A 26,998-nucleotide genomic window follows, 5' to 3' on the forward strand; every position below is an offset into this window, starting at 1 on the left:
TTTAGCTGGCATAGTTGCCGGCATGCGCGCCGAACGGCTCCTGCGACTCCTCCTGCACCTGCAAACCCGCGGCCGCTCCACTGTCGCCGAGCTGGCCACCGCACTCGACGTCTCGCACCGCACCGTCCAGCGCGACCTCGACGCCCTCAGCCTGGCCGGCGTCCCCGTCTACTCCACCCGCGGCCGCGGCGGCGGCTGGTCCCTGCTCCCCGACTACCGCAGCCGCCTCACCGGCCTCACGCCGTCCGAGGTCATGTCCGTCTTCGTCGGCGCCACCGCCCACGTCCTCGCCGACCTCGGCCTCGACGCCTCCGCCGACCAAGCCGTCCTGAAGCTGATCGCCACCCTCCCCGACGCCTCCCGCCGCGACGCCGAGTACGCCCGTCAGCGCCTCCTCATCGACCACGCCGGCTGGGACGACCGCCGCGAAACCCCGCGCTGGCTGGACCTCTGCCGCCAAGCCGTCTGGGAAGAACGCCGCCTCGCCATCACCTACAACCGCCCCGACGACCCTTTCACCATCTCCCCGCTCGGCCTGGTCGCCAAGAACCGCACCTGGTACCTGGTGGCCGCCCGCACCGACGGCCAGATCCGCACCTACCGCCTAAGCCGCCTGGCCTCAGCCACCCTCACCGACACCCCCTTCACCCGCCCACCCGACTTCGACCTCACCACCCACTGGTCCCAGTCCCAAGCCGCCTTCCGGGCCACCCGCCCCTCCTACCCCATAACCCTCCGCGTCCACACCGACGCCGTCCCCCGCTTCCGCCCCACCACTCCCCCCATCCCAGCCGACGCCCCCGCCTGGTGGATCATCCACACCGACCTGGAAAGCCTCCCCGAAGCCACCGCCGCCGTCCTGGCCCAAGCCGGCGCCGCCCTCCCCCTAGCCCCACCAGCCCTCATCACCGCCGTCCACGCAGCCGCCCAAGCCCTCGCCACCTCCACAGCCAGCTAGCTACAACCCGTCCGCGCGCTTCGACAGCCAGTCCGCAAACCTGTCGCGCAGGGCATCCCGGTCGATCCGATCGGCCGCGTAGATGTCGGCACCCCCGTCGTACGGCTTGAAGACCCAGCTCGCGTCCGTCGGGATCACGATGATCTGGGCGTAGTCGTCCGCGACCGCCCGCAGCAAGGTGTCCAGCTCCGGCTGCGAGGGCTCGGACTTCACCCAGAAATAGCTGGGGCCGCGGTCCGGGTCGTCCGCATCAAGCCGGCACTGCCATGGCCAAGCCCCTGGTAGATAACGTCGTGTCCAGCCGGTCACGAGGTCGTTCGGTCCGTAGTCAACGCCGATCACCACGAGCTGCTCGTACGCCGTTCCTCCGGACAACGCATCGAGTACGGCGTAATGCCGGCGGAGGATCTCGCCGTACTCGGCCTCGGAGTCGGCATACCGCTTCGACTCCGGCAGGCTATGGAACCGCACCCATCGATCCTCAGCTGACATGTACCCGTCCGGCGCCGCCCCCGGCCACGCGTTCTCCCACGCAGCCGTCAGCCGACGGGCTCGCGCACTGTCCTCGACAACCTTGAAGGCCCCCGTCCGCCCCCGAATCCGAAGCCACGCAACCCGAACACGCCAACGCTGCACCCCCCACGGCCGCGCCAGCAGATTCAGGTATCCCATCCGACGAGGCTACCGACGACAGCGCGGCCGGTCTCGCGGATTACTCGGTGAGGAACGTGGTCCGGTCTGTGATGTCCGGCTCGGGTGGCAGCGTGCGGACCCAGATGTTGACGACCGTCGGCGGCACGTTGAACGCGCCGGCCGCCGGGCTCTGGTCGGTCACCGTGTTCTCCTCGGCCGAGCTCGTCCACTCCCACACCGTCTTCACGCCGTACCCCGCGGCCCTGAGCGTGTTGAACGCATCGACATGCGTCATCCCCACCACACCCGGCACGCCGAAGAACTCCTCCTCCTTCGCGAAGGTCGCCGCATCGGCCCGCCGCAGTACAAACCCCTCCGGCAACACCGCGTTCAGCCGCGCGGCCTCCGCGTCCATCACCTCGACAAGCCTTACCTGCAAGGCCGAATCCGTAACCCGCCCCACAACCTCCTGCAGCCCACCCAACGCCTTGACCTGCCCCGTCAACACCTCACCGGCCCCCGGCTCCAACTCAGCAAACAACTCGTGGCAGACCTCCTCCCCATCCGCCCCGAGGTAACAAAACTTCCAGTACGACTCCGACATGACTCCCCCTAGCTCCGACCGTCCTGCCTCCACCCTCCCCACCACCCTTCAGCCAGCCTTCAGACGCTAGCCTCGGCCCGTGATCGAGATCGCCGGCCTCTTCGACGGGGCCCCATTCGAGTCGACGCCAGATGACGCGACGATCGCTGCCGTCGAGGCCGAGCTCGGCGTGCGACTGCCTGTCGCGTACGTCGAACTGGCGCGCCAACACAACGGCGGCGACCTCAAACGCTGGATCAGCCCAGCCGACGGCCCAACCACCTGGGCAGCAGACCACGTGGGCGTGACTGCGATCTTCGCAATCGGCCGCACGCACAGCTACAGCCTCTGCGGTGACAGGGGGAGCAGGTTCTGGCCTGATGAGTGGGGCTACCCCGACATCGGCGTCTACTTCGCCGACTGCCCCTCAGCCGGCCACGACATGATCGCCCTCGACTACCGCGCCCCGGGCGAACCACGCGTCGTACACGTCGACCAAGAAGTCGACTACCGCATCACCCAGCTGGCCCCCGACTTCGCCACCTTCATCACCAACCTCTCGGAGGAGTCCGAGTCAGGCGAGTAACTGCGCGGCCCCAGCCCGTACGGCGTTCCAGTCCGTTGTCTGGGCCCGTGAACGGGCGCGGGCGAACCACTGGGCGCGGTCTTGGTGTTCGCGGCGCAGGTTAGGGAGGTCGATGTCGACACCTACCTGCGGGGAGGCTTCGACTTCAGCGATGCGGGACTCCATAGCGGCCATCAGGGTGGTATCGAGTTCCTCGACGGCGGCGACAAAGTCGGCGACGGCAACCGTGGTTCGCAGAGTTCGAGGCTCCGCGAAGTTCGCGGGCGCGTTCCAGTCAAGCGTGAGCTGGTCACCGCTTCGCCAACAGCGGAGGCTTGGCGATTCGCGAAGGTAGCTGAAGTTCAAGCTCCGATCGGACCAGCAATCGATAGCCGCGTCGGCCACCTCGGACTCGACGTCCTTCCAGCCGCGATCGTCGGACTCAAGAAACCCGATCACATCGCTCGGCACCTCTTCAACCGCAGCCGGCAACAGCGCCAGCAAGTCCTCCCACAACCGCACGACGTAGTAGTCGACGTACGGAATGTCGTAGTCAGCCGCAAACCTCAGCAGCCGCACATCACCCAACTCGACCCAGTACCACCCATCAGTAAGCCCGAACCAATGCAAAGTCGGCCGGTCCCCACCCCACAGCCCAACCTCCCCCAGCGGATGAATCCCGAACCGGAAACGAATCGGTGCGGCGGTCACTTGGTGAACGAGCCTGTCCTCTCCTCGATAAAGACGCCTCTGCTAGGCATTAGGCTCTTAAAGACGAGCCTAGTCGCCGTTATCCACAAGACCGCCGCAACGGGCGCCCCCGCCGTACCAACTGTGCCTGACGGGGAAAGTGCTACAGTTGCTGATGCACGAGGTCGTTCTCGTGACAGCGGAGCACTGGGAGATTTGGTCCCATCGGTTCAACGCCGGGTGCCTCGACTGAAGTGGACGATCCGGGTTCGAACCCCGGCGCCCTCCCTCGTGGAGGGGTCGTAGCTCAATTGGTAGAGCCCCACTTTTTCTTCAGTGGCGGGTCGCGTTGCGGCCCGCCACTTGTCATCTACGAGCGCGTACGACGCGCATAGCAGCGGCCAGCTCGCCAGAGGTCAGCTTAAGGCTGTTGTAGTGCCGACGGGCCTTGCCCGCCGCTTTTCGTTCCAGCTGATGCTGGTTCAGGTGGCCGCCCTCTTCATCGAGGACGTCCTCGATGACCAGCTCTGCCCAAAGGCCTCGGCCGAGTGAATCTCTCAGAATGACGTTCGCCTGTCGCGCGAGGGATTTGGTCACCGCGAGGGACAGGATGAGTTCTGGGTGACCGAACTGGACCCGGTCACCGATGCCGATTCCGGCGAGAGACTTCTTCGTGATCCTTACCCACGCGGCCTCCGCGGTCGGGGACCACGAAGCGACCTTGTCGATCAGTGGCTGGTGCGCCCGGCCACCGCTGTGGATGGTGGCGTTACGCATCAGCCGGAGGGTGTCGAGCTGAGTAAGGCTGTCCACGTCGAAGGTCTTCCCGGTGGCGGTCTCGATCGCGTCGTGAAGCACCACGAGCGCCCCTCGGCTCGCACTCGCCGGCGCTGTTCCATTCCTGGCCAGGAGATCGATACAGGTCTTCAAGAAGTCTTCGTGCAGGGCCAGAGCATACGGAACGCTCATCGCGCCGAGGTGAGTGTCAGCTGACTGCAGAATCGAGAGCGCGGCTTCGGTGCGCAGATTGAACCGTCGGATGTGAGCGACCCGTGGGAAGACTTCCGGAAGCAGGGTGTCCGACCCCTCGGTGAGCTGCAGGAGGTGCGATGCGAGTTGAGCGCCGGCGAGCAATCCCATCATCGCGTTGCTGGCATCCTGGCGCTGCGCCTCAAACGCACGGTACTGGGCGAAGTGCACGATCCCAGCTGTCACCTGTTTCCCTTTCAGCAATTCCAGAGAGGACCCTTGAGTAGCTCGTCCGCGCGCAGCCCTCACTTGCGCTGAGGCAACGCTGCGCCCTGCAACCAGGCGCTGCCGACACTCGGCCGTCAGACAGCCGACGGACCGTCAGCCAGATCAGGTCGCGCCGGAGGCGCCAAAAGTCTGTCGCCGCCGGAGGCGGTGTCCTTAGACGTTGAAGCGGAACTCGACTACGTCGCCGTCTTGCATGATGTAGTCCTTGCCTTCCATGCGGACCTTGCCGGCGGCGCGGGCGGCGGTCATGGTGGCGGCGGCGATGAGGTCGTCGAAGGAGACGATCTCGGCCTTGATGAAGCCGCGCTGGAAGTCGGTGTGGATGACGCCGGCGGCCTCGGGGGCGGTGGCGCCGCGCTTGATGGTCCAGGCGCGGGCTTCTTTGGGGCCGGCGGTGAGGTAGGTCTGGAGGCCGAGGGTGTCGAAGCCGACGCGGGCCAGGACGTCGAGGCCGGGCTCGTCGATGCCCATCTCCTTGAGCATCTCGAGGGCTTCGGCCTCGTCGCCGAGCTCGACCAGTTCGGCCTCGAACTTGGCGTCGAGGAAGATGGCTTCGGCGGGGGCGACCAGGTCGCGCATCTGCTGCTTGAGGGGCTCGTCGGCGAGCTCGTCGGCGTCGCAGTTGAAGACGAACAGGTAGGGCTTGGCGGTCATCAGCATGAGTTCGCGGATGGCGTCGCGGTCCACGTTGGTGGCGATGATCGGCGTACCGGCCTCGAGGTGCTTCTGGGCCTCGCGGACGGCTTCGAGGGTGACCGCGGCCTCTTTCTTGAGGCGGGTCTCCTTCTCCAGGCGCGGGATCGCCTTCTCGACGGTCTGCAGGTCAGCGAGGATCAGCTCGGTCTGGATGGTGGAGATGTCGTCGGCGGGCGAGACCTTGCCGTCGACGTGGGTGACGTCGTCGTCGCGGAAGACCCGGGTGACCTGGCAGATCGCGTCGGACTCGCGGATGTGGCTGAGGAACTTGTTGCCCAGGCCCTCACCCTCGGAGGCGCCGCGGACGATGCCGGCGATGTCGACGAACTGCACCGTGGCCGGGATCACCTTGGCGGAGCTGTAGAGCGCCGCGAGCTTGTCCAGCCGCGGGTCCGGTACGCCGACGACCCCGACGTTCGGCTCGATCGTCGCGAACGGGTAGTTCGCCGCGAGCACGTTGTTCTTGGTCAGGGCGTTGAACAGGGTGGACTTGCCCGCGTTGGGGAGCCCGACGATTCCGATGCTGAGTGCCACGGGCGTCAAGAGTACGCGGGTCGACCGCCAGGACCCCAATTCAGATCAGGAAGGACTCCAGTTCGGCGCCGTACCAGCGCGACGTACGGCCTAGTGAACGCATGCCGAGGCGGTGGCAGACGGCGAGTGACGCGCCGTTGTCGGGGCGGACGACGGCGTAGATCTGCGACAACCCCGCCTTGAAGCCGTGGCCGATCGCACCGCGTGCCGCTTCGGTGGCGAGCCCGCGGCCCCAGGCGTCCGGGTGGAAGTGCCAGCCGACCTCCACCTCGCCGCGACCGGCGGTCCCGTCGGAAGGATCCGGGAGCGGGACGAGCAGCACCGTGCCGGCGACGGTCGAGGTCGCGCGTTCGTAGACCGCCCAGATCCCGTACGGCGGCTCCTGGTTGCGCTCGTTCCAGCGCTCGATCACGCGGTTCGCGCTGTCGCGATCCGTCATCACCTTCGGATCGGCACCGAGCCAGCGCGCGACCTCCCAGCGCCGGTAGATGTCGAACACCCGGTCACCGTCGGCGGCCGCCCAGTCACGCACGACCAACCGGTCCGTCTCGTAGACCACCTTCGGCTCCATTCTGATGATCTATCCGTCCGAACCAGGCAAGAGCAAGCAACGTCTCCAGTCTGTGACCAGTTGGAGAAAGCTCGCCCCGGATCGCTCACGCTTCGTGTTCGGTTGCCTGCAGTTCCTGCGCTTCGGCCTGCTCGAACTGGTCTCCTGCCTCTTCCCCGCGTTCCTCTTCGCCGGCCTCGCGATCTCCAAGTACGTCGACCTTCCGATCGCCCGGTACGACGCTCTGCTGGTCTACTGCCTCGCCCTGACGCTGCTGTTCTGGGTGGTGCGCCTGGAGACGTGGCGCGAGGTCGCGGTGATCTTCGGGTTCCACCTGGTGGGTCTCGGACTCGAACTCTTCAAGGTCCGGATCGGCTCGTGGCAGTACCCGGGTGATGCGGTGACGAAGTTCGGCGGCGTCCCGCTCTTCGCCGGTTTCATGTACGCCGCGGTCGGCAGCTACATCTGTCAGGCCTGGCGACGCTTCGATCTGCGGGTCAGCGGCTACCGCCCGATCGCGACGACCGTGCTCGCCGTACTGATCTATGCGAACTTCTTCACCCATCGCTGGATCCCCGATCTGCGGATCCCGATCGCACTCGTGCTGCTCTGGGTGCTGCGCCGGACGTGGGTCTTCTACACCGTCGGCGTACGGCGTTACCGGATGCCGCTCGCGGTGTCGTTCGGGCTGATCGGCTTCTTCTTGTGGATCGCGGAGAACTTCGGCACGTTCCTCGACGCGTGGAACTATCCGGACCAGGTCAGCGTGTGGCGACTCGTCCATCCGGCGAAGTTCGGGGCCTGGGCGTTGCTCGTCAGCATGAGCTTCGTGCTGGTCGCGAGCGTGAAGGCACTCGAGGGCAGGCTCTATCACCGCGGTGCGCCCGCGACCGTTGCGACACCTCATGCGACCGATGTCACAGCACCTGCGGAATCTAGTGAACATGAAGGCGCTGAGATCTCACCGCAACATCAAGATGCCAACCCTGGCAGGAGTTGAGGCGTCTTCAGGGTGTGAGGCTCCTGAGGGGGAGCAACTGGGGAACATCCGCCTGCTAGAGAGGGAGCATCATGTCCCGAAAGTTCGCCGCATTCATCGCGACCGGGGTGGCGCTGGTCGTCGTCGCCGGTGCGTTGCTGGTCCTGGCGCTGGGACACGAGCGCCAGCCACACCCGGCCGCCGCGACCACACAGACGTCACCGCCGCCCGCCAGCCCGCCGTCGAACCAGCCGTCAAGCCAGCCGACCGAGACGCCGGGCAACAACGCGCCGCCGTCGACGCCGGGCAAGCCGGCCAACGACCCGACCGCGAACCTGGTGAAGGGCAAGAACAAGAAGGTCATCTTCTTCAGCTTCGACGACGGTCCCGACCCGTACTGGACGCCGAAGATCCTGCAGGTGCTGGCGAACCACGGCGCGCATGCGACGTTCTTCGAGCTCGGCACCATGCAGGCCGCGCACCCCGGACTGCGTGAGCAAGTGCTTGCTGCAGGCAACAGCATCGGCAGCCACTCGATCTCGCACCCACAGCTGACCGCGATCTCCGCGGCCGAGCGGCACCACCAGATCTTCGACGGACCGCGGTCGACCTGCTTCCGTCCGCCGTACGGCGCGAGCAACCCGAAGGTCCGCGCGGACATCAAGGCCGCGGGCATGGTCCAGGTCCTCTGGGACGTCGACCCGCGCGACTGGGCCCGCCCGGGCGTCAACGCGATCGTGCAGAACATCATGAACAACGCGCACAACCACAACATCATCCTGATGCACGACGGCGGCGGCGATCGCTCGCAGACCGTCGCCGCGCTCGACAAGGTGCTGCCGCTGCTGAAGGCGAAGGGCTACTCCTTCCCGGCAATGGACTGCAAGCAGCCCTGACAAAAGATGCTTTCGGCAACCGCCTGACCTCTGCCGGGGTCAGGCGGTTCGTCGTTGGGAGGAACCTGCATCAGCCGGTCAGCGGCGGGTGCTGCGGTGAGTCGGGCAGCGGCCAGCGGCGGATCGGTTCCTGGTCCTCGGCGACCAGGAACTCCGGTGCGGTCAGCGGGCGGACCGAGGCTTCGATGGACTCCATCGCAGCAAGCTCGGACTCGGTGACGTGCAGGTCGCGAAGCTTGCGTGCGGTGATGAAGACGCGGCGCTCGAACGAACCGACCGTGCCGTTGTAGGCCTCGACCGCCGACGTCAGCGACCGGCCGACGCGGCCGAGGTGGTCGCCCATCACCGACAGGCGGTCGTAGAGCTCGCGGCCGAGCTCGAAGACCTGTTGCGCGGACTCGGTCAGCGCCGACTGGTTCCACGCGTACGCCGCCGCCCGCAAGGTCGCGATCAACGTCGTCGGTGTCGCCAGGATGACCCGGCGCTCGGCCGCGTACTCCAGCAGCGAGGGCTCGACATCGAGCGCGGCCGACAGGAACGACTCCCCCGGCACGAACAGGATCACGAACTCGGGCGACGGCGACAACCGCGTCCAGTACGCCTTCGCCGCGAGCTGGTCGACGTGAATGCGCAGATGCCGGGCATGCGCCCGCAGCCGGTCCTCCTGGAAGTCCGGATCGTCGGACTCGGCCGCCTCCAGGAAGGCCGCCAGCGGCACCTTGGAGTCGACGACCAGGTTCTTGCCTTCAGCCAGCCGGACGACGAGGTCCGGGCGAAGCAGGCCGTCCTCGCCCGAGCCGGAGGTCGTGGTCTGCTCGGTGAAGTCGCAGTGCGCGACCATCCCGGCGAGCTCCACGGTACGGCGGAGGTGCAGCTCACCCCATCGACCGCGGACCTGGGGTTTTCGGAGCGCTGTGGACAGCGAGGCCGTCTCACGGCGGAGCGCTTCGCCGCTGATCCGCACCTCGTTGACCTGTTGGTGCAGCTCGCTCTGCCAGGCGGCCCGCCCGCGCTCCAGCTGATTCAGCTGGGCGTGCAGCCGGTCGAGCGCCTCCTTGACCACGGCCTGGCCGCCCATCTGCTGGCCGACCGACGTCCGCTCCTGGGTCAGCTCGACCACCCGGTCCTCGGCCGCGTCCCGCTCGGCCGTGATCCGGGCCAGCGCGGCGCCGTCGCGCCCGCGCACCCAGAGCACCCCGAAGACCGCTCCCAGCAGGAGACCCACCACCAGGAACAACAGCACCAGTAATACCGTCGCGCCACTCATGTCACAGATGGTGCCGGACGCCACCGACAGTTTCCGCTCACCTACGCGGTGTCGCCCGGCAACCCTCTGTATGACTCACCCGTTGCGGCGGGCGCGGTACTCGAGATCGGCGTCGACCGGCTTCATCACGGCCGCCACCGCCGCGATCGCCTCGGCGAGCGTCTTGCCGGCCTCGATGGCGTCGTCGAACGCCTTGTCGGCGCGGGCCCGCTCGTCCTCGGTCTGGACGCCGTACCGCAGGGACCAGATCGCCTGCCGGCGAACCTCCTGCCGGGTGGCGGCGCCTTCGTTCTTGATCTGCTGCATCAGGTTCTCGTACTGCCCCACGGTGAACAGCTCCTTCGGTGTCGTGCCGCCGGCGGCGAACAATGCGGTGGTACTGATGCCCCCTGGATCCCCGTGGTCGTTCCCGGGGATGTGACTGTGACCGTAGTGGCCACCCCGGTTCAGCCAGATGGTCCGGCTGCGGGGTGACTCGGGCACGTTGTGGGGCGGACTCGCGATGAACCTCGGGGGCGGCCCGGCGGGCCAGACGTCCTTGATTCCCCAGGACCGCACGGCGGCCATGAACGCACGGAAGTTCTTGCCCGGTCTCCAGTAGTCGGTGAAGGGCTTCGCGGAGCGGCCGATCACCTCGATCTGGATACAGGCGCGACCGACCCGGTTGGTCAGCGTCGCGCCGTCGTTGCGCAGCGCCCGGCCGCCGACGTTCAGCGGCATGAACTGACCCAGCCGGTCGGTCAGCGGGTCGTAGAGCACCTGCGGCTCGGCAGACTTGTTCCTCAGTACCCCGACCATCGCGGACCACACCGACGACGTCCCGGGATCAGCCTCGGTGGTGTGCCAGACCACGCGCGGCGGTGCTTTCGAGGTGATGGTGCCCCCCGGGGAGGACGGCGTCAGCCGTTCGGCTCCGGGGATCCAGATCGTGCTTGCCATTACTTTCCTTCCTCACGGAGACCTGGTCGACCCAAGGCCTGATGATCTCCCGCTGACGGCGACAGCGCATGTCGGGGGGCGGCGGAGGGCGGAGACCTGTGGGCGACGCAGTGTGTTCAGGACATCACACCCTGCTATTGGATCAAGTTGGCGGGGATCCGACAACAGTGAGCTGTTGACAGCATGGGGTGAATTGGCGGGAGTATGAGAGCGCTCTCAGACCATGGCCGGCGCCCTCCCCGCCCCTCGCCGTCCATGCGCTTCGGCTTCCCTGGATGGGGCACATCTGAGGAGGAAACAGTGCGCAAGAGACTCCATCTCCCGGCGATCGTCGCGGCTCTGGTGACCGCGGCCGGTCTGCTCACCGCGGGCAGCAGCACGCCCGCAGAGGCCGTTCCGGCCACGATTCCGCTCAAGATCAGCAACAACTCGGGCCGCGGCGACGCGGTCTACATCTACAACCTCGGCACCAACCTGGCCACCGGCCAGCAGGGCTGGGCCGACGCGGCCGGCAACTTCCACGCCTGGCCGGCCGGCGGCACCCCGCCGACCCCGGCTCCGGACGCGTCGATCGCGGGCCCGGGCAACGGCGGCTCGATCACGATCCAGATGCCCAAGTTCTCCGGGCGGGTCTATTTCTCGTACGGGCAGAAGTTGGTGTTCAAACTGACGACCGGAGGTTTGGTCCAGCCGGCCGTCCAGAACCCCTCCGACCCGAACCGGAACATCCTGTTCAGCTGGTCGGAGTACACGCTGAACAACGACGGCCTCTGGATCAACAGCACCCAGGTCGACATGTTCTCGGTCCCGTACGCCGTCGGTGTGCAGCCGGTCGGTGGGACCACCAAGACGACCGGACACCTGAAGGCCGGCGGCTACAACGGCTTCTTCAACTCGCTGCGCGGTCAGTCCGGCGGCTGGGCGAACCTGATCCAGACCGCACCGAACGGCTCGGTCCTGCGCGCACTGGCTCCCCTGTACGGCGTTGAGACCGGCGCCCTGCCCGCGAGCGCGATGGACGACTACGTCAACCGGGTGTGGTCGAAGTACAGCTCGCAGACGCTCACCGTGACGCCGTTCTCCAACGAGCCGAACACCAAGTACTTCGGTCGCGTCTCCGGCAACACGATGAACTTCACCAACAGCGCGGGTCAGGTCGTCACGTCGTTCCAGAAGCCTGACTCGGCCAGCATCTTCGGCTGTTTCAAGCTGCTCGACGCCCCGAACGACCTGGTCCGCGGCCCGATCTCGCGCACGCTCTGCGCGGGCTACAACCGCTCGACTCTGCTGACCAACGCCAACCAGCCCGACCCGAACGACTCGGGCTTCTACCTCGACAACGTCACCAACCAGTACTCGAAGAAGATCCACGCCCAGATGGCCGACGGCAAGGCCTACGGTTTCGCCTTCGACGACGTCGGCGCGCACGAGGCGCTCGTCCACGACGGCAACCCGCAGACCGCCTTCCTGACGCTCGATCCCTTCAACTGACAGTTCGACCTCAACTGACGAACGGGCGGGCCGGTACGACGTACCGGCCCGCCCGCACTCGTGATCAGTAGCCGAGCGTGAACCGCCGCCGGTTGTGGGCCGGCTTCTCGAACTCGTCGAGTACCGCGACCGCGAAGTCCTCGGCGGAGATGTGATCGCCGACCGGCTCGTCGAGGCCGAGCCGGAAGGTCCCGGTCCGCTCCCCCGGCGCGATCACGTAGGACGGGTGCAGCATCGTCCAGTTCAGGCTCTCGTCACTGGCCTGCAGCGTGTCCAGCACCTTGGCGACAGTCAGCGACTCCGCCTTGTACTCGGCCGGGAACTCCGGCCCGTCGACCACGCGCTGGCCGCCGATGCTCAGCCCACCGGCACCGCCGACGACGAGCAGCCGGGTTTCCGTGCCCTGCGCGGCCGCGATCAGGTTGTCGACCGCGTCGAGGTACTCCTGGTGGTCGCCACCGGTCCGGCTCGGGCCGAGCGCCACGGCCACCACATCCGCGTCGCCGACGATCTCCTTGACCGAGGCGACGTCGTTCGCGCTCGCCTGCACTCCCTGAACCCCCACGGGGAGCTCAGCGCCGGAACGGGTCACGCCGATGACCTCGTGCCCCCGGGCCACCGCCTCGGCGACGATTCGACTGCCGACCATGCCACTCGCGCCATAGACCGCGACCTTCATGTTCCCGCCTCCAGATGAATGAACTATCAACTTGTCGCCGATAGTATCGATTGGTAACTGGCTACTTCAACGTGCTATAAGTACCTGGTGGTTACTAATGGAAGGTACGAGCGCGGCAACCTCTTCGACCCGCAGTGCGGCACGCGGGTGGTTCTGGACCGCATCGGCGACAAGTGGACCGCTCTGGCGGTGCTGCTGCTGCAGCACGGGCCGCTGCGCTTCACCGAACTCCGCGACGGTATCGGCAGCGTCGCGCCCAAGGTGCTCACCCAGACCCTGCGCCGGCTGGAGCGCGACGGCCTGGTCACCCGCGAGGTCTTCGCTGAGGTCCCACCGCGCGTGGTCTACGCCCTCACCCCGATGGGCTGCTCACTGATCAAGCCGCTCACCGCCGTCAGCGAGTGGGCCGAAGAGCACATCAACGCCATCAACGACGCCCAGAGCCAGTACGACGCCACCGTCTGAGTGATACGGGCGTGAAAGGCCCGGCGCCTATCTTCGGAGCATCAACGCTGAAGGAGGAGCCGTGGAGATCGACTGGGGACTGGGCGAGTACGAGTGGACCGGCACGGACTTGGCCCCGGCCGCTCAGGTCCTCGTGACGGCAGCACAGGTCGACGGACTGGACGTGGTCGACCTCGGCTGTGGGACCGGCAACGTGGCGCTGCTGGCCGCCGAACGCGGCGCACACGTCACCGGGGTCGACCCGGCCGCCCGGCTCCGTGAGGTGACCGCCGCACGGGCAGCCGCGAAGGATCTGAGCGTCACAGTGCTGGACGGGACGGCCGCGGCCATTCCGCTCCCCGATGGCTCCGCTGACGTCGTACTGTCGAACTTCGGCGTGATCATGGCCCCCGACCCTCAGGCCGCCGCGGACGAGATCGCGCGGGTCACTGCACCCGACGGGCGCGTCCTATTCACCGCCTGGCCGCAGAACGCCGCACTGGACGGCCTGATCGGCATCTCGGTGCAGGCCGTCGCCAAGATCACCGGTGGCCCGCCCATCCTGGCCAAGCCCGTCTGGGACGACGCCGACGCGGTCGCCGGCCTGTTCGGGCCGCACGGCTTCAAGGTGTCGAGCGCGAGGCACCAACTGACGTTCGTCGTCAGCTCACCGGCCGAGTACTGGAACACCCGGATGCTCCTGCACCCACTCGGCGCGAAGACGGTTCCACTACTCCAAGAGGCCGGCCTGTACGACGCCGTCGAGGCCGAGTCACTGGCGTACCTGGAGCAACTCATGCCTGAGTTCCCCGTCGACTACGTGCTGATGTCGCTAGAGCGCTCGCAGGTGCTGACTGTTGCGAGCTGAACTCACCCCGATCACGACTCAACCTTTCCGCGCCGCCACCTCATCACCATGGTGACCAAGATGAGAGGTGGGTTACGGGGATGGACCCAGGACGGGACCAGGAGTTCGCGGAGTTCGTGGACGGGCGGTTCACAGCTCTGCAGCGCTTCGGGTATCTGCTGACCGGTGAGTGGCATCTGGCCGAGGACCTGGTGCAGACCGCACTGACCAAGGTGTGGTTCCACCGGCACTCGCTGCGCAGCGCCAACGCTCTGGAGAGCTACACCCGGACCGCCATGGTGAACACCAGTACACAGTGGTGGCGACGGAAGTGGAAGGGCGAGACCCCGACCGAGATCCTGCCGGAGCCTGCGGGCGAGTCCGAGTACGGCGTTGTCGACGACCGCGATCTGCTGCTCCGGGCGCTGGCAACGCTGCCCCGCCGTACCCGGGCGACTCTGGTCCTGCGGTACTTCGAGGACCTGCCGGAGGCCGAGATCGCCCAGATCATGGGCTGCTCGGTCGGCACGGTGAAGTCCAACGTCTCGCGGGGGCTCGCCAAGCTTCGTGAACACCAACTCGTGGCCGGCATCACGGCACCCGCCAGGAAGGGCGTCGAGTCATGAACGACCTCCAGACGTTGTTCAAGGGGGTCGTCGCCGACCCACCGCCGCCGACCGAGATCCCGAGCCAGGCGGTCTTCGCCCGGGTCCGGAAGGTACGGCGACGCCGGGCCGCGGGAGGCGCCGTACTGGCTACTGCCGCCGTGGCGGCCGTGGTCGCCGTCGCGGGGAACCTCACCAGCACCAACAGCCAGCCGCCGGTGCTCGGGCCGCCGCCGGCGGTCAAGCTGCCGGTAGGGGCCGTGAGCATCGAAATGGTGCCGACCGTCACCGGCAAGGTCGGGAAGATGGCGGTGACCATGCGCGGGACCGTGCGGGTTCCGAGGGTTGAAGGCGAGTACATGTCGACCAAGTCGTTCGTCGACCTGTCCAGCGGCTTCACCGCGGACTGGGGGCAGGGCGAGCCGGACGGTGGGGACAACGGCCTGGCCGACTGCACGGGCTCCACGAAGGAGGTCACGAGTGCGGCGACGTACCACCTGAACCCGCATGCCTACCCGAAACCGGGGACCTATACGGTCGTCTTCGCTGTGAAGTTCTGCGGCCCGGACGGGGATGTGGTGACGAGCAAGAGATCGGTGAATCTGGTGATCAAGTGACGGACAAGGCACGGGACCAGGAGTTCGCCGAGTTCGTGGACGGACGGTTCACGGCGCTGCAGCGCTTCGGGTATCTGCTCACCGGTGAGTGGCATCTGGCCGAGGACCTGGTCCAGACCTCGCTGACCAAGGTGTGGTTCCACCGCAACTCGCTGCGCAGCGGGAACGCGCTGGAGAGCTACACCCGGACGGTGATGGTCAACACCAGCACCCAGTGGTGGCGCCGGAAGTGGAAGGGCGAGACCCCGACCGAGATCCTGCCGGAGCCTGCGGGCGAGTCCGAGTACGGCGTCGTCGACGACCGCGATCTGCTCCTGCGAGCGCTGGCCACGCTCCCCCGCCGTACCCGGGCGACCTTGGTCCTGCGGTACTTCGAGGACCTGCCCGAGGCGGAGATCGCGACCATCATGGGTTGCTCGATCGGTACCGTGAAGAGCAACGTCTCGCGCGGCCTCGCCCGGCTCCGCGAACATCACCTGGTAGAAGCCATCTCAGCACCGGAACGGAAGGGGGCCGACCATGAGTGACGACCTGCACGCGCGCATGCAGCGCCTGGCCGCCGATCCGCCCCCACCGACCGGAGTGCCGAGTGTGGCCGTCATGAACCGGGTCCGCAAGGTACGGCGCCGCCGGACGGCGGGAGTCGCCGTACTGGCCACGGCCGCCGTGGCCGCGGTCGTCGCGATCGCGGGCAACCTGAACGATGTCGACAGCCAGCCGCCAGTCCTCGGCCCGCCGACCACCTCGGCGCCGGTGGCGACCTCGCCGTCGCCGTACAGCGTCAAGATCACGCTGAAGCCGGTCGTGAACGGCCGAACCGTCAGCATGACCGTCTCGGGCTCAGGGACGGTGCTGCTACCGATCGCCGAGGGTGGGGAACTGCCTGCTCAGAACCTGATGGCGCTCGGGCAGGGCTCGGCGTACATGTGGGGCGACGGCAGCGATCTCTTCAGCTCGTTCAGCGACGGCGCCGAATGTGTCAAGGCGAAGACGCCGTACCGCGGCTCGGGGTCGATTCCACCGGACACGCACACGTATCCGCGCGCCGGGACCTACACGTACACCTACCGGGCCAGGTTCTGCGGCGTGAAGCCGGACGCCACCGCGAGTGTGCAGGTGACGATCAACTAGCTAGAGCGTCCAGGCGTGGTCGGAGGTGCCGGTGGTCGGCTTGCCGGCCGCCTTCAGGTCGGCCCGCAGGTCACGCGGCAGCGCGAACGTGAGGCTCTCCTCGGCGGTGGTGACTTCCTGGACGTCGGCATACCCACGCTCGGCGAGCCAGCGCAGCACGTCGCGGACCAGGATCTCCGGCACGCTCGCACCACTGCTCAGGCCGACCGACTCGACGCCCTCGAGCCACTTCTCGTCGATCTCGGCGGCGTAGTCGACCAGGTGGCCGTCCTTGGCGCCGTACTCGATCGCGACCTCGACCAGGCGGACCGAGTTCGAGGAGTTCGTCGAGCCGACGACCAGCATCAGGTCGACCTCGGGCGCCATCTTCTTCACCGCGACCTGACGGTTCTGGGTGGCGTAGCAGATGTCGTCGCTCGGCGGGTCCTGCAGCAGCGGGAACTTCTCACGCAGCCGCCGGACCGTCTCCATCGTCTCGTCGACCGACAGCGTGGTCTGCGACAGCCAGACGACCTTCTCCGGGTCACGCACGGTGACGTTCGGTACGTCGTCCGGTCCGTCCACGATCGTGGTGTGCTCAGGGGCCTCGCCGCTCGTCCCGACGACCTCTTCGTGGCCCTCGTGACCGATCAGCAGGATGTCGAAGTCGGTCGCGGCGAACCGCTTCGCCTCGTGGTGCACCTTCGTCACCAGCGGGCAGGTCGCGTCGATCGTCTTCAGCTGCCGCGCGGCCGCCTCGGCGTGCACCACCGGGGAGACGCCGTGCGCCGAGAAGATGACGGTCTGACCCTCCGGCACCTCGTCGGTCTCGTCGACGAAGATCGCACCCCGGTTGGTCAGGGTCTCCACGACATACTTGTTGTGGACGATCTCCTTGCGCACGTAGACCGGCGCGCCGTACAGGTCGAGCGCCTTCTCGACCGCCACGACCGCCCGGTCCACGCCGGCGCAGTACCCGCGCGGCGCAGCGAGCAGCACCCGCTTCGTCCGCACGGCGGTCGTCGTACCAGTGTCTTCAGGCTGGGCAGTCACGGTGCCATCGTACGGGGCCGCGGCGAACGCCTCCTGAGCCGTGTGACGTGCGAAACCGCCAGCACGCAGGTGCAGATCGCCACTGCTACCGCCGCATCCCCGAACGAAGTGAGCTCCGGCTTCTCATCACCGGTGCCCGGCTTTGTGAGCAGCATCACGGCGATCACCCCCGAAAGTACGGCGATCGTGACCGGGATCCACGTCGGCACGGCCGGCCGGAAACTCGCGTAGCCGAGCAGCAGGATCAGCACGGTCATCAGGACCGCACCCATCGCCGCCGGATTGCCCGAACCGCGACCGGCCATCTCCCACAGCGTCCCGAACTCGTCGGCCGGCAGCAGCGGCTGGAACGACAGCACGATGCACATCACGGCCAGCGGCGCGTACCAGCGCGCAAATCCCTCGTCCACGCCACCAGCATGGCGCGTGTCAGGGTCGTGCGGTACCAGGGGCCGGGCTCGAACCGGCGACCTCACCCTTATGAGGGGTGCGCGCTAGCCAACTGCGCCACCCTGGCTAGTTGCTCATGGCAACTTCCAGTACGTCGAGGAGCCGTCCGCCCTGTCCGGACGGCTCCCCCGGGAGGTGTTCTTCTCCTCAAGAATGCGGTCATTCCGCGTTACCCGCAAAGGGTTTTCGGATCGCAGCAAAGTCAGCTGGAGTGAGTCCGGTACGGCCGTCCACCGGCAACACGACTTGGTGAGCCGCCGGGAAGTAGGCGACATCCACCTCGCTCACCCCATCGTCCACCCACACGAATGAGCGATCGCCCACCCACTCCGCGACGTACGGCGTCTTCCACGAGCCGTGGGCGACCGGCGTACGGTCCGGCCAGAGAATCGTCGGCAACTGCGGCAGTCCCAGCAATGGCGACAGCAAACGATTGGCGCCGTGCTCCCAACTGCTCGCCCACACCAGGTCGAACGTCTCTGCCAGGGCCCGCAGCTCCGCACCATGATCCGGATTGAGATGTACCACCCACGTCTTCGGGCCCTCGGTGATCACCTGCCGTACGAATCCCGGCTGTTCGGACCGTGGATTCAGGGGGCCGTCGACGTCGAGGAGGAGGAGCGGGCGCATGATTCATCATTCCGCGGCGCCAGGCCAGGAGGGCGTGCGGGGTTTTGTCGGTGCGGGGCCGTAGGGTCTGGGGGTGGCTTTGGAGACCTCGCCGGATGCGCCTGCAGCCGTTCGCACGATTGCGAACGGCATTGCCAGCTGGATCAATCAGCTGGGTGCGGTGTGGGTCGAGGGACAACTGACGGACGTGTCGATCGGGCGCGGGACGACGACCGTGTTCGGCACGCTGCGCGACACCGACGCGGACATCTCGTTGCGGTTCACGTGCAACCGCCGGGTGTTCGAGGCGGTGGATCCGCCGGTGACAGACGGTTCGCGGGTGGTCGTCAACGCCAAGCCGAACTTCTTCGCCCGCCGCGGCACGCTCGCGCTCGCGGTCAGTGAGATCCGGCATGTCGGGATCGGCGAACTGCTGGCGCGGATCGAGCGACTCAAGCAGTTGCTGGCGGCCGAAGGGCTGTTCGCGGCGCACCGCAAGAAGCGGCTGCCGTTCCTGCCGCACACGATCGGGCTGATCTGCGGACGCGATTCCGCGGCCGAGCGCGACGTACTGGAGAACGCGAAGCGGCGCTGGCCGGCGGTCGCGTTCCGGGTCGAGTATGCGTCGGTCCAAGGCCCGGCCGCGGCCGGCGAGGTGATGCTCGCGCTGCGGAAGCTGGATGCGGACGAGTCCGTCGAGGTGATCGTGATCGCGCGCGGCGGTGGTTCACTGGAGGACCTGCTGCCGTTCTCGGACGAAGGACTGATCCGAGCGGTCTCCCAGGCCCGTACGCCGATCGTCAGCGCGATCGGGCATGAACCCGACTCACCCCTGCTCGACCTGGTCGCGGACCTCCGCGCCTCGACCCCGACCGACGCCGCCAAGCGGATCGTGCCGGATGTGCGCGAGGAGCTCGACGGCGTGCGTCTGCTCCGCGACCGCGGCCTGCGCGCGATCACCAGCTGGCTCGACCGCGAGGCGCACGCATTGGCCGCCATCCGCAGCCGACCGGCCCTGGCCGCGCCGGTCTCCGGCATCGAGCGTCGCTCCGACGAGATCAACGCCCTCGTCGACCGCAGTCGCCGTACCCTCACCCACCGTCTCGACCGCGCCGCCGACGACATCGCCCACCGCCTGGCCAGCGTCCGGGCCCTGTCCCCGAAGGCGACCCTCGAGCGCGGCTACTCCGTCCTCCAGCTCGCCGACGGGACGGCCGTACGGGAACTGGCCCAAGTCGCCGCGGGCGACGTCCTGCAAGCCCGAGTCACCGACGGCCGATTCGCCGTAGAAGTCCAGCCCGAGGAGAAGAAGTGACAGCGGAACGACCTGAGATGTCCTACGAGGCGGCCCGCGAGGAGCTCGTCGAGGTCGTCCGCAAACTCGAAGCCGGCGGCACCACCCTCGAAGAGTCCCTGGCCCTCTGGGAGCGCGGCGAGTCCCTCGCCACCACCTGCCAGTCCTGGCTCGAGGGCGCCCGCGAACGCCTGGCCAAAGCCCAAGAAGCCACCGCAGAAAAGTCCAAGTAGTCCCGAGCAATTGCTGGTGCGGGCGGCGTTGGCCGCAGACCTACTGGGGGCCGCCGAAGCTCGGGTGGCTAGCTGGCGGATGGCCTTCGCCGGGCTCGTTCCGCAGGACTTCCTGGACGCAATGGACGCCTCGGCGATCGCGTCGTCGTGGGTGCAGAGCATCGCGGCCGGGCGCTCACGGATGTATGTCGCGGTCGTCGACGACCGCGTGATCGGGTACGCCGGTGTCGGGCCGGAGCGAGATCCCCAGGCACCCGCGAACACGGGTGAGCTGTATGCGCTCTTCGTGCACCCGGATCACTGGGGTACCGGCGCTGGACGTGCACTGACGGACGCCGCGTTGGCGGACCTTCGCCGTACCGGCTGCACAGCCGTGTCGTTGTGGGTGCTGGAGGCCAACGCGCGCGGCCGGCGGTTCTACGCGCGCTACGGGTTCACAGAGACGACAGACCGGACGCACTCATCCCTGGGCAACCTGCCAGAGATCAGGCTGTCAGTAGGGCTCTAGCGATCGTTTCGGTGCTGGCCTTCAGGCGTGGGAGGTCGAAGCCTCGGTCGCGGAGGGACTGGTGGAGGTCGGCGGCTAGCGGGGCCAGGAGGACGTGGGCGGTGTGGTCGGCGTCGAGGTCGGGGCGGGACTGTTCGACGAGGTGGGCCAGGTGGCGGTGCCAGAGGTTGTAGGAGCCGATGCGGTAGCGGGCGCCGTCGGAGGCGTTCTCGCTGTCCATGAAGAGCTCGACGTGACGGTCGAGCAGGTCCAGGTACGACGTCAGGAACGCGGCGACGCGGTCGACCGCGGGAGCGCCCGGGCCTAGCGGCGGGGGGCCGGTCAGGATCTTGGCCTGGAGCTCTTGCTCGCGTTCGTCGAGGAGCGCGACCGCCAGGCCGGCGCGGTCGCCGAAGCGGCGGAAGACGGTGCCCTTGCCGACGCCTGCCTCGGCGGCGATCGCGTCGACCGAGACGTTCTTGACGCCGTGCTCGGTGAACAACCGCTCGGCCGCCTCCAGGACCCGGAGCCGGTTGCGCCGGGCATCGGCCCGTTCGGGGCGCGGTGCACCGACGACCGGCAGCTCCCATTGTGAACCGGACTGCGGTCCGCTACTGTCGTTCATAAGACGGACTGTAGTCCGCTAGAGCCTCTGGAGGAAAGCATGAGCATGACGTCCGCCCGGATCGCGATCGCGTACCACTCGGGATACGGACACACGGCGAAACAGGCCGAGGCAGTCGCGGCCGGCGCACTCTCGGTACCCGGCGCCACCGCGGAACTGGTCACACTCGACGAGTTGACCGACGACGTGTGGGCCAGCCTCGCCGCCGCTGATGCGATCGTGTTCGGAGCACCGACGTACATGGGTAGTCCGAGCGCGGTCTTCAAGGCGTTCGCCGAGGCGAGCTCGAAGGTGTGGGGCGACAACCTCGGTTGGCGGGACAAGATCGCCGCCGGGTTCACGAACTCGAAGGCGATGTCCGGTGACAAGCTGAACAGCCTGGTCGACATCGCGGTGTTCGCGGCGCAGCACGGGATGATCTGGGTCGGCCTGGACCTCTATCCCGGCTGGAGCGAGAGTACGGCGAGCATCGAGGACCTGAACCGGCTCGGCAGCTGGCTCGGTGCGATGGCGCAGTCCGACGCGGATCTCTCCGCCGAGAAGGCCCCACCGGCGACCGACCTGCGCACGGCCCACGCCCTCGGCGCCCGTGTCGCGACGATCACCCGGCGGCACCTTCGCGGAGCACAGGCGGCCTGATGGCTTGGCTCGTACTCCTCGCGGCCGCCGCGTTCGAGATCGCCTTCGCGCTCAGCATGAAACCCAGCGAAGGTTTCACCCGCCTCTGGCCGACCGTCGGCGTCCTCGTGTTCGGCATCACCTCGGTCTACCTGCTCGGCCGAACCCTCGACCGCCTCCCGATCGGTACCGCCTACGCGATCTGGACCGGCCTCGGCTCCGTGGGCGTCGTCACCCTCGGCATCGTCCTCTTCAACGAACAGCTCACCCTCACCCGCGTGGCCTGCCTCACCCTCATCGTCGTCGGCGTCATCGGCCTCCGCCTCACCGGCGCCGAATAAGCGGACGCCCATCACCCACCAACTCTCCCTCCACCCCAGCCCGCACGTTCAGCTCGGCGCCCAAAACCCGTCCCGACCGAAGTTGGACGGTGATGACGGTCCGCCTTCCCCCCAGGGCGCATCCCCCGAGCAGCGAGACAGCTCACCCGACTTGTCCGGTGGGCGGTCCCAGGGTCAGTGGGTGGTGCGGCGTCGGCGGCGGGGGTGGGTGGGGAGGGGGATGTGCGGGGCCGGGTCTTCGAGGGCGCCGGGGGCGAAGGGTCCGGGGCTGGGCGTGTGGCCGGAGACGGTACGGCGGTAGTCGTCCCAGGTCCGGATCCGGGGCGGAATGTTGCCGATGGCATCTACTTGGGTGATCGGGTGATGGTCGGTGAGCTTCCACAGGTCGTCGTCGGAGCGCAGTTGGCCCAGGTCACCGAAAACCTCGCGGGCGCACCAAACCGGGTGACCGGGGCCGTCGTCGTACTGGCTGATCCCGAGCGGGGTCGCGGGGCCGGCGACCTCGGCGACGAGCGACCACACGGTCGCCGAGGTGATGCCGGGCTGGTCGCCGAGCAGGACGACGACCCCGTCGGTACGGCGGTCAACCGCGTCCAGGGCGGGCACGATCGACGAGCTCCCGGTGTCGGCGTGCGGTGAGTCGACCACCCGGACGCCGTCCAGGTCCACGTGATCGCGCACCTGTGCGGACCCGCTCCCGAGCGTGACGATCAGCTGGTCGAACCCACACTCCCGAGCGGTTTCCAGCGTGGAACCGAGCAGCGGCTCACCGTGATAGGCGAGCAACTGCCACGGTACGCCGAGGTGCGGGGAACTCTCGGCGGCCAGCAGCAACCCCGTGACGAACATGGCGGATCAACTGCGCAACCGGGGAAGGGCGGGCACGACAGGGCTCCTTATCGCTGTCCCCGAGTGGCAAGCCGAAGCTTCGATGGAACCCTGGTCCCGGCGACCGTGTCAACGCGCGTCCGGAGACTGGTCAGTACGCAATCACTTCAGCGCCGAAGCAAACGTTTCGAGGGCCGGGTAGCCGGCGTTCCCGGTGACGATCGTGGTGACTCCGGAACCGACCAGCACCAAGGCGTTCTCGTCCTTGCGATCGAGCAGCACCTTGCGCTGCCACGTGACACCACCGACCGTCGCCGTACCGTCGTCGGAGGTCCGTCCGAGCTCGTCGGACTGGTACTTCGCCCCGGTCACGTTGGACTGCTCGAGCCCCACGTATTTCTTCGCGTCCGTGACCACACCGAGGTGCCACGTCATCGGCGCCTGCTCCAAGGTCTTGAACTCGACGCTGGTCGCCTGCCACCCACCGGGCATCGGCGACGGACCGCGGACCCAGGGTGCGGCCTTGCGGGCGTCTTCCAGCTGGGCGCTGTACTCGACCGCGCGGACCTTCTCCTCCTTCGGCCGCCAGGTGACGATCATCAGGAACGCGACCACGATGAAGCAGGCCAGCAGCGCCCAGACCATGTTCGGCATCGTGCGCGCCTTCGCCCGGTCCTTCGCGTTCTGCTCGCGGTAGGCGATCGCCTCCGCCCGAGCCCGGGCCTTCTCCCGCGCCGCCGCCTCGTCCTGACCAGTCGAACTCATGACACGAGTGTCGCATCCGGCCGGAGAGGTCCTGGCCGAGGTCCTGGCTGAGAGGTCCGATCACCGGGTTGGCTACGATCCGTTGACATGACGGACCCGACCTTGCCCCCCGCCCACCTGGAGGTCGAGGCGCATGCGCCTGACCGCAACCTTGCGCTCGAGCTGGTCCGGGTCACCGAGGCGGCCGCGATGGCGGCCGGCCGCTGGGTCGGTCGCGGCGACAAGAACGGTGCCGACGGCGCGGCGGTGAACGCGATGCGCACCCTGATCGGCACGGTCGGGATGAACGGCGTCGTGGTGATCGGCGAGGGCGAGAAGGACAACGCCCCGATGCTCTACAACGGTGAGCGCGTCGGCTCCGGCGAGGGTCCCGAGTGTGACGTCGCGGTCGACCCGGTCGACGGTACGACGCTGGTCGCCAAGGGGATGAACAACGGCATCGCCGTGATGGCGGTCTCACCGCGCAACTCGATGTACGACCCGTCGGCGGTCTTCTACATGGAGAAACTCGTGGTCGGTCCGGAGGCCGCCGACGTGGTCGACATCCGGCTCCCGGTCGCCGAGAACATCCGCCGGGTCGCGAAGGCGAAGGGGTCCACGGTCGACGACGTCACCGTCGTACTGCTGGACCGGCCGCGGCACGACGAGCTGGCCACGCAGATCCGGGCGACCGGTGCGCGGATCAAGTTCATCAGCGACGGTGATGTGGCCGGTGCGCTGGAAGCGGCGCGGCCGGACACCGGTCTGGACATGCTGCTCGGCATCGGCGGTACGCCGGAGGGCATCATCGCCGCCTGCGCGATGAAGTGCCTCGGCGGCAAGATCCAGGGCCGGCTCTGGCCGACCGACGACGACGAGCGGCAGAAGGCGATCGATGCGGGGCACGACCTCGACCGCGTCCTCGACACCGACGACCTGGTCAGCGGCGACGACTGCTTCTTCGTCGCGACCGGCATCACCGACGGCGAACTCCTGCGCGGCGTCCGCTACGGCCGCTCGACCGCGCGCACGCACTCACTGGTGATGCGCTCGCGCAGCGGCACCATCCGCAGCATCGAGAGCGTCCATCAGTTGGAGAAGCTCCGCGCCTACTCCGCCATCGACTTCGAGCACGCAAGATGAGTGCACCCACCCTCGTCATCGGCGAGGCACTGGTCGACATCGTCAGCACTGGTCCCAAGACCACCCGCAACGGCAACGGAAAGCCCAAGGCGACGCCTGGCGGTTCCCCGGCGAACGTGGCGGTCGGGCTCGCGCGGCTCGGCGTACCGACTGAGCTGGTGACGCGCTTCGGGACCGACCCGTACGGCGATCAACTCGGCGCGCACCTGTTCGGGAACGGCGTCCAGCTCGCACCAGGCTCGGTGGATCCGGGCTTCAGGACCAGTACGGCGACCGCGACGCTCGACGCGGCCGGAGTCGCGTCGTACCAGTTCGACATCACCTGGGAACCGCCGTCGCTCTCGCTGTCGCGGGGTTGTCCCGCGGTGCACACCGGGTCGATCGCGACCGTCCTTGAACCGGGGGCTTCGGCGATCCGGGACTTCCTGAAGTCGTTGGTGGATCAGCCGGTCACGGTGACGCTCGATCCGAACGCGCGACCGACGATCACCCCGGATCCGGTCGCCACCTGGGCCGCCGTACGGGAGTTGGCTGCGCTGTCGGACCTGGTGAAGCTGAGCGACGAGGACTGCGAGTTCCTGCGGCCCGGCCAGTCGCCCGAGTCGATCGCGGTCGAGCTGCTGAGCGCGCCCCGGACGCAGTGCGTCGTGATCACCCGCGGCGGTGAGGGTGCGCTCGGGATCAGTCGGGACGGGCGGATCGACGTGACCGCGCCGAAGATCGACGTCGTCGACACCGTCGGTGCAGGCGACTCGTTCATGGCTGCACTCATTGCTGGGCTGAATTCGCAGGGCCTGCTCGGCGAGACCCGGTTGGCCGGGTTGACGTCGGAGAGCCTCGAGAGCGTGGTCGACTACGCGGTCAAGGCCGCCGCGATCACGTGCACCCGGCACGGCGCCGACCCGCCGACCGCGGCCGAGCACGCGGCGACCTGGGGTGCCTGATGCCTCCAGCTGATGCTTGGAACACACAGCTGGAGGAGGACGGCCGCGTGGTGTTCCCACCACGACGCGGTCGGCTGTACCTCCGGCTGACCGCGTTCGGGCTGCTCATGCTCGCCTCCGCGGCAACGAACCTGGACCACCTACGCACCGACGGCATCTCCGGAACCCTCGGCGTACTGCGCCTGACGGCGTTGGCCGCCTTCGTCTACGGGACCGGCCTCACGCTGTGGCAGCTGATCGCGAACCGGCCGGTCGTCACGATCGACGCCGACGGGATCGCCCGCGGCCGTCACCTGCCGTGGTCCGGGATCGCGCAGATCGACGAGCCGACCGGCTTCACCGGCGCGCGGACGATCCAGGTGCGCCCGGTTGACCGTCGTACCAGGCCGTTGCGGATCTCGCTCGACAACGTCGAGGAGCTGGACGCGTTCGCGCACTGGCTGCGGTCAGTCCAGACGCGTTACCTGGCTTAGTTTTCGGCGACGCCCGACGACCCAGCCCGCCCCGCTGATCAGACCGAGGCCGCCGACACCGAGCGCGGCGATCCGCAAGAACGTCGCGTCCCCGCGAGCATCGTCGGCCACCCAAGTACTGCGGCCGTTGGCCGGATCGTGCTCGGAATACTCCACCGGTACGGCGTCGCCCAGGTGGAGGATGTGGTCGCCGGGATCGGTCTTGGTCTCGAACGAACGGCTGCCGCCGGGAACGTCGTACCGGATGATCACCGAGCCGTCGCCCTTGGAGTACCAGGCCGGCTCGCGCTCCTCGACGACCTTGCCGTCGACGACCACGGTCGGGGTCGGGAGCGGGCGGGAGTGGTACCAGGAGTAGAGGCTGCCGCCGGCCGCGGCGGCGGTCATCAGCGCGAGGAACGCGACCAGGCTGCCCGGTACGAGCGGGTCGCCGGGTCGCCGCCAACCCATCATCGGCGCCGAGTGCCGGCCGGCTGATGGTTTGCCGGCCACCACCTCGACGGGCGCCCGGCCGCGGACCCACAGAACCGCGACCAGGATCAGCGACCAGATCAGCCAGGCGAACAGGACGGCCAGGCCGATCATCGCTCCGACGAACACGGCGTCGCCGATCACGGCGCCGGTCATCAGGCCGATCAGCGCGCCGACGCCTGCGCCCAGACCGCCGGTCACGGCGAGGGCTCCGAGGATGACGAGCATGAACAGGGTGGAGCCTTGGTTGGCTTCGGCGAACTCGTAGAACGCGGCTGGTCCGCGGACAAACACCCAGCTCAGAACCCGGCGCATGGAGTCCAGTGTGCACCCTTCCTGCCGCTA

At 67.9% G+C, this 26,998-nt stretch carries 35 protein-coding genes and 1 tRNA gene; 19 read left to right on the forward strand and 17 right to left on the reverse strand.

Going from position 1 to position 26,998, the window contains the following annotated elements:
* The first annotated feature begins 22 nt into the window (after positions 1–22).
* On the forward strand, positions 23–958 hold the full coding sequence (locus ACIA49_RS18125; protein ID WP_396378314.1) for a helix-turn-helix transcriptional regulator: 936 nt from the start codon (positions 23–25) through the stop codon (positions 956–958).
* Here the strand turns inward: ACIA49_RS18125 and ACIA49_RS18130 are convergent, their stop codons facing one another.
* Together ACIA49_RS18130 and ACIA49_RS18135 are read right to left on the reverse strand one after the other, a co-directional pair.
* Positions 959–1,630 (reverse strand): hypothetical protein, encoded by a 672-nt coding sequence (locus ACIA49_RS18130; RefSeq protein ID WP_396378316.1) that lies wholly within the window; start codon positions 1,628–1,630, stop codon positions 959–961.
* A gap of 40 nt (positions 1,631–1,670) precedes the next feature.
* Positions 1,671–2,195, reverse strand: coding sequence for a PASTA domain-containing protein (locus tag ACIA49_RS18135; protein WP_396378317.1), 525 nt, complete (start codon positions 2,193–2,195; stop codon positions 1,671–1,673).
* A gap of 79 nt (positions 2,196–2,274) precedes the next feature.
* Here ACIA49_RS18135 and ACIA49_RS18140 point away from each other — a divergent pair, with 79 nt between their 5' ends.
* Positions 2,275–2,760, forward strand: a complete 486-nt coding sequence (locus tag ACIA49_RS18140) for an SMI1/KNR4 family protein (RefSeq protein ID WP_396378318.1) — start codon at positions 2,275–2,277, stop codon at positions 2,758–2,760.
* Here ACIA49_RS18140 and ACIA49_RS18145 read toward each other — a convergent pair.
* The 4 genes from ACIA49_RS18145 to ACIA49_RS18160 all read right to left on the reverse strand — a co-directional run bounded on the left by ACIA49_RS18145 (position 2,749) and on the right by ACIA49_RS18160 (position 6,487).
* Complete coding sequence (locus ACIA49_RS18145) at positions 2,749–3,450, reverse strand: DUF5984 family protein (RefSeq protein WP_396378319.1); 702 nt, start codon at positions 3,448–3,450, stop codon at positions 2,749–2,751. The two genes, ACIA49_RS18140 and ACIA49_RS18145, sit on opposite strands and share 12 nt — an antisense overlap.
* 345 nt (positions 3,451–3,795) lie before the next feature.
* Positions 3,796–4,707 (reverse strand): hypothetical protein, encoded by a 912-nt coding sequence (locus ACIA49_RS18150; protein ID WP_396378320.1) that lies wholly within the window; start codon positions 4,705–4,707, stop codon positions 3,796–3,798.
* 132 nt (positions 4,708–4,839) lie between these two features.
* A complete protein-coding gene (ychF, locus tag ACIA49_RS18155; RefSeq protein ID WP_396378321.1) occupies positions 4,840–5,916 on the reverse strand; it encodes a redox-regulated ATPase YchF in 1,077 nt (358 codons plus the stop codon).
* Between the two features lie 40 nt (positions 5,917–5,956).
* Positions 5,957–6,487: a GNAT family N-acetyltransferase gene (locus tag ACIA49_RS18160; protein WP_396378322.1), complete on the reverse strand. Its 531-nt coding sequence runs from the start codon at positions 6,485–6,487 to the stop codon at positions 5,957–5,959.
* A gap of 52 nt (positions 6,488–6,539) precedes the next feature.
* Between ACIA49_RS18160 and ACIA49_RS18165 the strand changes: the two genes are divergently transcribed.
* Together ACIA49_RS18165 and ACIA49_RS18170 are read left to right on the forward strand one after the other, a co-directional pair.
* Positions 6,540–7,466, forward strand: coding sequence for a DUF817 domain-containing protein (locus ACIA49_RS18165; RefSeq protein ID WP_396378323.1), 927 nt, complete (start codon positions 6,540–6,542; stop codon positions 7,464–7,466).
* Positions 7,467–7,537: 71 nt separating this feature from the next.
* Positions 7,538–8,341 carry a polysaccharide deacetylase family protein gene (locus tag ACIA49_RS18170; protein WP_396378324.1) on the forward strand — a complete coding sequence of 268 codons (804 nt, stop codon included), beginning with the start codon at positions 7,538–7,540 and terminating at the stop codon, positions 8,339–8,341.
* Between the two features lie 70 nt (positions 8,342–8,411).
* Here ACIA49_RS18170 and ACIA49_RS18175 read toward each other — a convergent pair whose 3' ends face one another.
* Both ACIA49_RS18175 and ACIA49_RS18180 read right to left on the reverse strand, forming a co-directional pair.
* A complete protein-coding gene (locus ACIA49_RS18175; protein WP_391546235.1) occupies positions 8,412–9,608 on the reverse strand; it encodes a DNA recombination protein RmuC in 1,197 nt (398 codons plus the stop codon).
* Between the two features lie 75 nt (positions 9,609–9,683).
* A complete protein-coding gene (locus ACIA49_RS18180) occupies positions 9,684–10,547 on the reverse strand; it encodes a hypothetical protein (RefSeq protein WP_396378325.1) in 864 nt (287 codons plus the stop codon).
* 300 nt (positions 10,548–10,847) lie between these two features.
* Between ACIA49_RS18180 and ACIA49_RS18185 the strand changes: the two genes are divergently transcribed.
* Positions 10,848–12,038: a glycoside hydrolase family 64 protein gene (locus ACIA49_RS18185; RefSeq protein WP_396378326.1), complete on the forward strand. Its 1,191-nt coding sequence runs from the start codon at positions 10,848–10,850 to the stop codon at positions 12,036–12,038.
* A 64-nt stretch (positions 12,039–12,102) separates the two neighbouring features.
* Here the strand turns inward: ACIA49_RS18185 and ACIA49_RS18190 are convergent, their stop codons facing one another.
* Positions 12,103–12,717, reverse strand: coding sequence for an NAD(P)-dependent oxidoreductase (locus tag ACIA49_RS18190; protein ID WP_396378327.1), 615 nt, complete (start codon positions 12,715–12,717; stop codon positions 12,103–12,105).
* 87 nt (positions 12,718–12,804) lie between these two features.
* Between ACIA49_RS18190 and ACIA49_RS18195 the strand changes: the two genes are divergently transcribed.
* The 6 genes from ACIA49_RS18195 (at position 12,805) to ACIA49_RS18220 (ending at position 16,361) form a co-directional block, all read left to right on the forward strand.
* A complete protein-coding gene (locus tag ACIA49_RS18195; RefSeq protein WP_396378329.1) occupies positions 12,805–13,182 on the forward strand; it encodes a winged helix-turn-helix transcriptional regulator in 378 nt (125 codons plus the stop codon).
* Between the two features lie 61 nt (positions 13,183–13,243).
* Positions 13,244–14,029, forward strand: a complete 786-nt coding sequence (locus tag ACIA49_RS18200; protein WP_396378331.1) for a class I SAM-dependent methyltransferase — start codon at positions 13,244–13,246, stop codon at positions 14,027–14,029.
* Between the two features lie 80 nt (positions 14,030–14,109).
* On the forward strand, positions 14,110–14,634 hold the full coding sequence (locus ACIA49_RS18205) for a SigE family RNA polymerase sigma factor (RefSeq protein WP_391546226.1): 525 nt from the start codon (positions 14,110–14,112) through the stop codon (positions 14,632–14,634).
* The gene (locus tag ACIA49_RS18210) at positions 14,631–15,230 is read left to right on the forward strand and encodes a hypothetical protein (RefSeq protein WP_396378333.1); all 600 of its coding nucleotides are present in this window, start codon (positions 14,631–14,633) and stop codon (positions 15,228–15,230) included. Before ACIA49_RS18205 ends, ACIA49_RS18210 begins: the two co-directional genes overlap by 4 nt.
* A complete protein-coding gene (locus ACIA49_RS18215; protein WP_396378335.1) occupies positions 15,227–15,757 on the forward strand; it encodes a SigE family RNA polymerase sigma factor in 531 nt (176 codons plus the stop codon). Before ACIA49_RS18210 ends, ACIA49_RS18215 begins: the two co-directional genes overlap by 4 nt.
* On the forward strand, positions 15,750–16,361 hold the full coding sequence (locus ACIA49_RS18220) for a hypothetical protein (RefSeq protein WP_396378337.1): 612 nt from the start codon (positions 15,750–15,752) through the stop codon (positions 16,359–16,361). Before ACIA49_RS18215 ends, ACIA49_RS18220 begins: the two co-directional genes overlap by 8 nt.
* On the opposite strand, the gene ACIA49_RS18225 is transcribed toward ACIA49_RS18220, so the two are convergent.
* From ACIA49_RS18225 to ACIA49_RS18240, 4 genes are all read right to left on the reverse strand, one after another.
* Positions 16,362–17,393 (reverse strand): 4-hydroxy-3-methylbut-2-enyl diphosphate reductase, encoded by a 1,032-nt coding sequence (locus ACIA49_RS18225; RefSeq protein WP_391546222.1) that lies wholly within the window; start codon positions 17,391–17,393, stop codon positions 16,362–16,364. It abuts the gene before it with no gap.
* The gene (locus ACIA49_RS18230; protein ID WP_396378339.1) at positions 17,390–17,803 is read right to left on the reverse strand and encodes a hypothetical protein; all 414 of its coding nucleotides are present in this window, start codon (positions 17,801–17,803) and stop codon (positions 17,390–17,392) included. Before ACIA49_RS18230 ends, ACIA49_RS18225 begins: the two co-directional genes overlap by 4 nt.
* A 33-nt stretch (positions 17,804–17,836) precedes the next feature.
* Positions 17,837–17,910 (reverse strand) — tRNA-Met (locus ACIA49_RS18235).
* A 92-nt stretch (positions 17,911–18,002) separates the two neighbouring features.
* Complete coding sequence (locus ACIA49_RS18240) at positions 18,003–18,473, reverse strand: HAD domain-containing protein (protein WP_396378341.1); 471 nt, start codon at positions 18,471–18,473, stop codon at positions 18,003–18,005.
* A 73-nt stretch (positions 18,474–18,546) separates the two neighbouring features.
* Here ACIA49_RS18240 and xseA point away from each other — a divergent pair, with 73 nt between their 5' ends.
* The 3 genes from xseA to ACIA49_RS18255 are packed head-to-tail and all read left to right on the forward strand — an operon-like array spanning position 18,547 to position 20,487.
* A complete protein-coding gene (gene xseA, locus ACIA49_RS18245) occupies positions 18,547–19,767 on the forward strand; it encodes an exodeoxyribonuclease VII large subunit (protein ID WP_396378343.1) in 1,221 nt (406 codons plus the stop codon).
* Positions 19,764–19,979: an exodeoxyribonuclease VII small subunit gene (locus ACIA49_RS18250; protein ID WP_396378344.1), complete on the forward strand. Its 216-nt coding sequence runs from the start codon at positions 19,764–19,766 to the stop codon at positions 19,977–19,979. Before xseA ends, ACIA49_RS18250 begins: the two co-directional genes overlap by 4 nt.
* A gap of 16 nt (positions 19,980–19,995) precedes the next feature.
* On the forward strand, positions 19,996–20,487 hold the full coding sequence (locus tag ACIA49_RS18255; RefSeq protein ID WP_396378345.1) for a GNAT family N-acetyltransferase: 492 nt from the start codon (positions 19,996–19,998) through the stop codon (positions 20,485–20,487).
* On the opposite strand, the gene ACIA49_RS18260 is transcribed toward ACIA49_RS18255, so the two are convergent.
* Entirely contained in the window at positions 20,465–21,091 is a 627-nt protein-coding gene (locus ACIA49_RS18260; RefSeq protein ID WP_396378346.1) for a TetR/AcrR family transcriptional regulator, read from the reverse strand. The genes ACIA49_RS18255 and ACIA49_RS18260 overlap by 23 nt on opposite strands.
* A gap of 39 nt (positions 21,092–21,130) precedes the next feature.
* On the opposite strand from ACIA49_RS18260, the gene ACIA49_RS18265 reads away from it, so the two are divergent.
* Both ACIA49_RS18265 and ACIA49_RS18270 read left to right on the forward strand, forming a co-directional pair.
* Positions 21,131–21,730, forward strand: a complete 600-nt coding sequence (locus tag ACIA49_RS18265) for a flavodoxin family protein (RefSeq protein ID WP_396378348.1) — start codon at positions 21,131–21,133, stop codon at positions 21,728–21,730.
* On the forward strand, positions 21,730–22,050 hold the full coding sequence (locus ACIA49_RS18270) for a DMT family transporter (RefSeq protein ID WP_396378349.1): 321 nt from the start codon (positions 21,730–21,732) through the stop codon (positions 22,048–22,050). Before ACIA49_RS18265 ends, ACIA49_RS18270 begins: the two co-directional genes overlap by 1 nt.
* Positions 22,051–22,224: 174 nt before the next feature.
* Here ACIA49_RS18270 and ACIA49_RS18275 read toward each other — a convergent pair whose 3' ends face one another.
* Positions 22,225–22,899: an NTP transferase domain-containing protein gene (locus ACIA49_RS18275; protein WP_396378351.1), complete on the reverse strand. Its 675-nt coding sequence runs from the start codon at positions 22,897–22,899 to the stop codon at positions 22,225–22,227.
* A gap of 141 nt (positions 22,900–23,040) precedes the next feature.
* Positions 23,041–23,643 (reverse strand): DUF4245 domain-containing protein, encoded by a 603-nt coding sequence (locus tag ACIA49_RS18280; protein WP_396378353.1) that lies wholly within the window; start codon positions 23,641–23,643, stop codon positions 23,041–23,043.
* A gap of 87 nt (positions 23,644–23,730) precedes the next feature.
* Here ACIA49_RS18280 and glpX point away from each other — a divergent pair, with 87 nt between their 5' ends.
* From glpX to ACIA49_RS18295, 3 genes are read left to right on the forward strand one after another with little or no spacing between them, the layout of a single operon-like run.
* Entirely contained in the window at positions 23,731–24,765 is a 1,035-nt protein-coding gene (glpX, locus tag ACIA49_RS18285; protein ID WP_396378354.1) for a class II fructose-bisphosphatase, read from the forward strand.
* Positions 24,762–25,709: a carbohydrate kinase gene (locus ACIA49_RS18290; RefSeq protein WP_396378355.1), complete on the forward strand. Its 948-nt coding sequence runs from the start codon at positions 24,762–24,764 to the stop codon at positions 25,707–25,709. The genes glpX and ACIA49_RS18290 overlap by 4 nt, the downstream gene beginning before the upstream one ends.
* Positions 25,709–26,182 carry a hypothetical protein gene (locus tag ACIA49_RS18295; protein ID WP_396378356.1) on the forward strand — a complete coding sequence of 158 codons (474 nt, stop codon included), beginning with the start codon at positions 25,709–25,711 and terminating at the stop codon, positions 26,180–26,182. The genes ACIA49_RS18290 and ACIA49_RS18295 overlap by 1 nt, the downstream gene beginning before the upstream one ends.
* Here the strand turns inward: ACIA49_RS18295 and ACIA49_RS18300 are convergent.
* Positions 26,156–26,968 carry a hypothetical protein gene (locus ACIA49_RS18300; RefSeq protein WP_396378357.1) on the reverse strand — a complete coding sequence of 271 codons (813 nt, stop codon included), beginning with the start codon at positions 26,966–26,968 and terminating at the stop codon, positions 26,156–26,158. The two genes, ACIA49_RS18295 and ACIA49_RS18300, sit on opposite strands and share 27 nt — an antisense overlap.
* Positions 26,969–26,998: the final 30 nt, after the last annotated feature.

It is taken from the genome of Kribbella sp. NPDC051587, from assembly GCF_044453945.1.
Lineage (GTDB): Bacteria > Actinomycetota > Actinomycetes > Propionibacteriales > Kribbellaceae > Kribbella.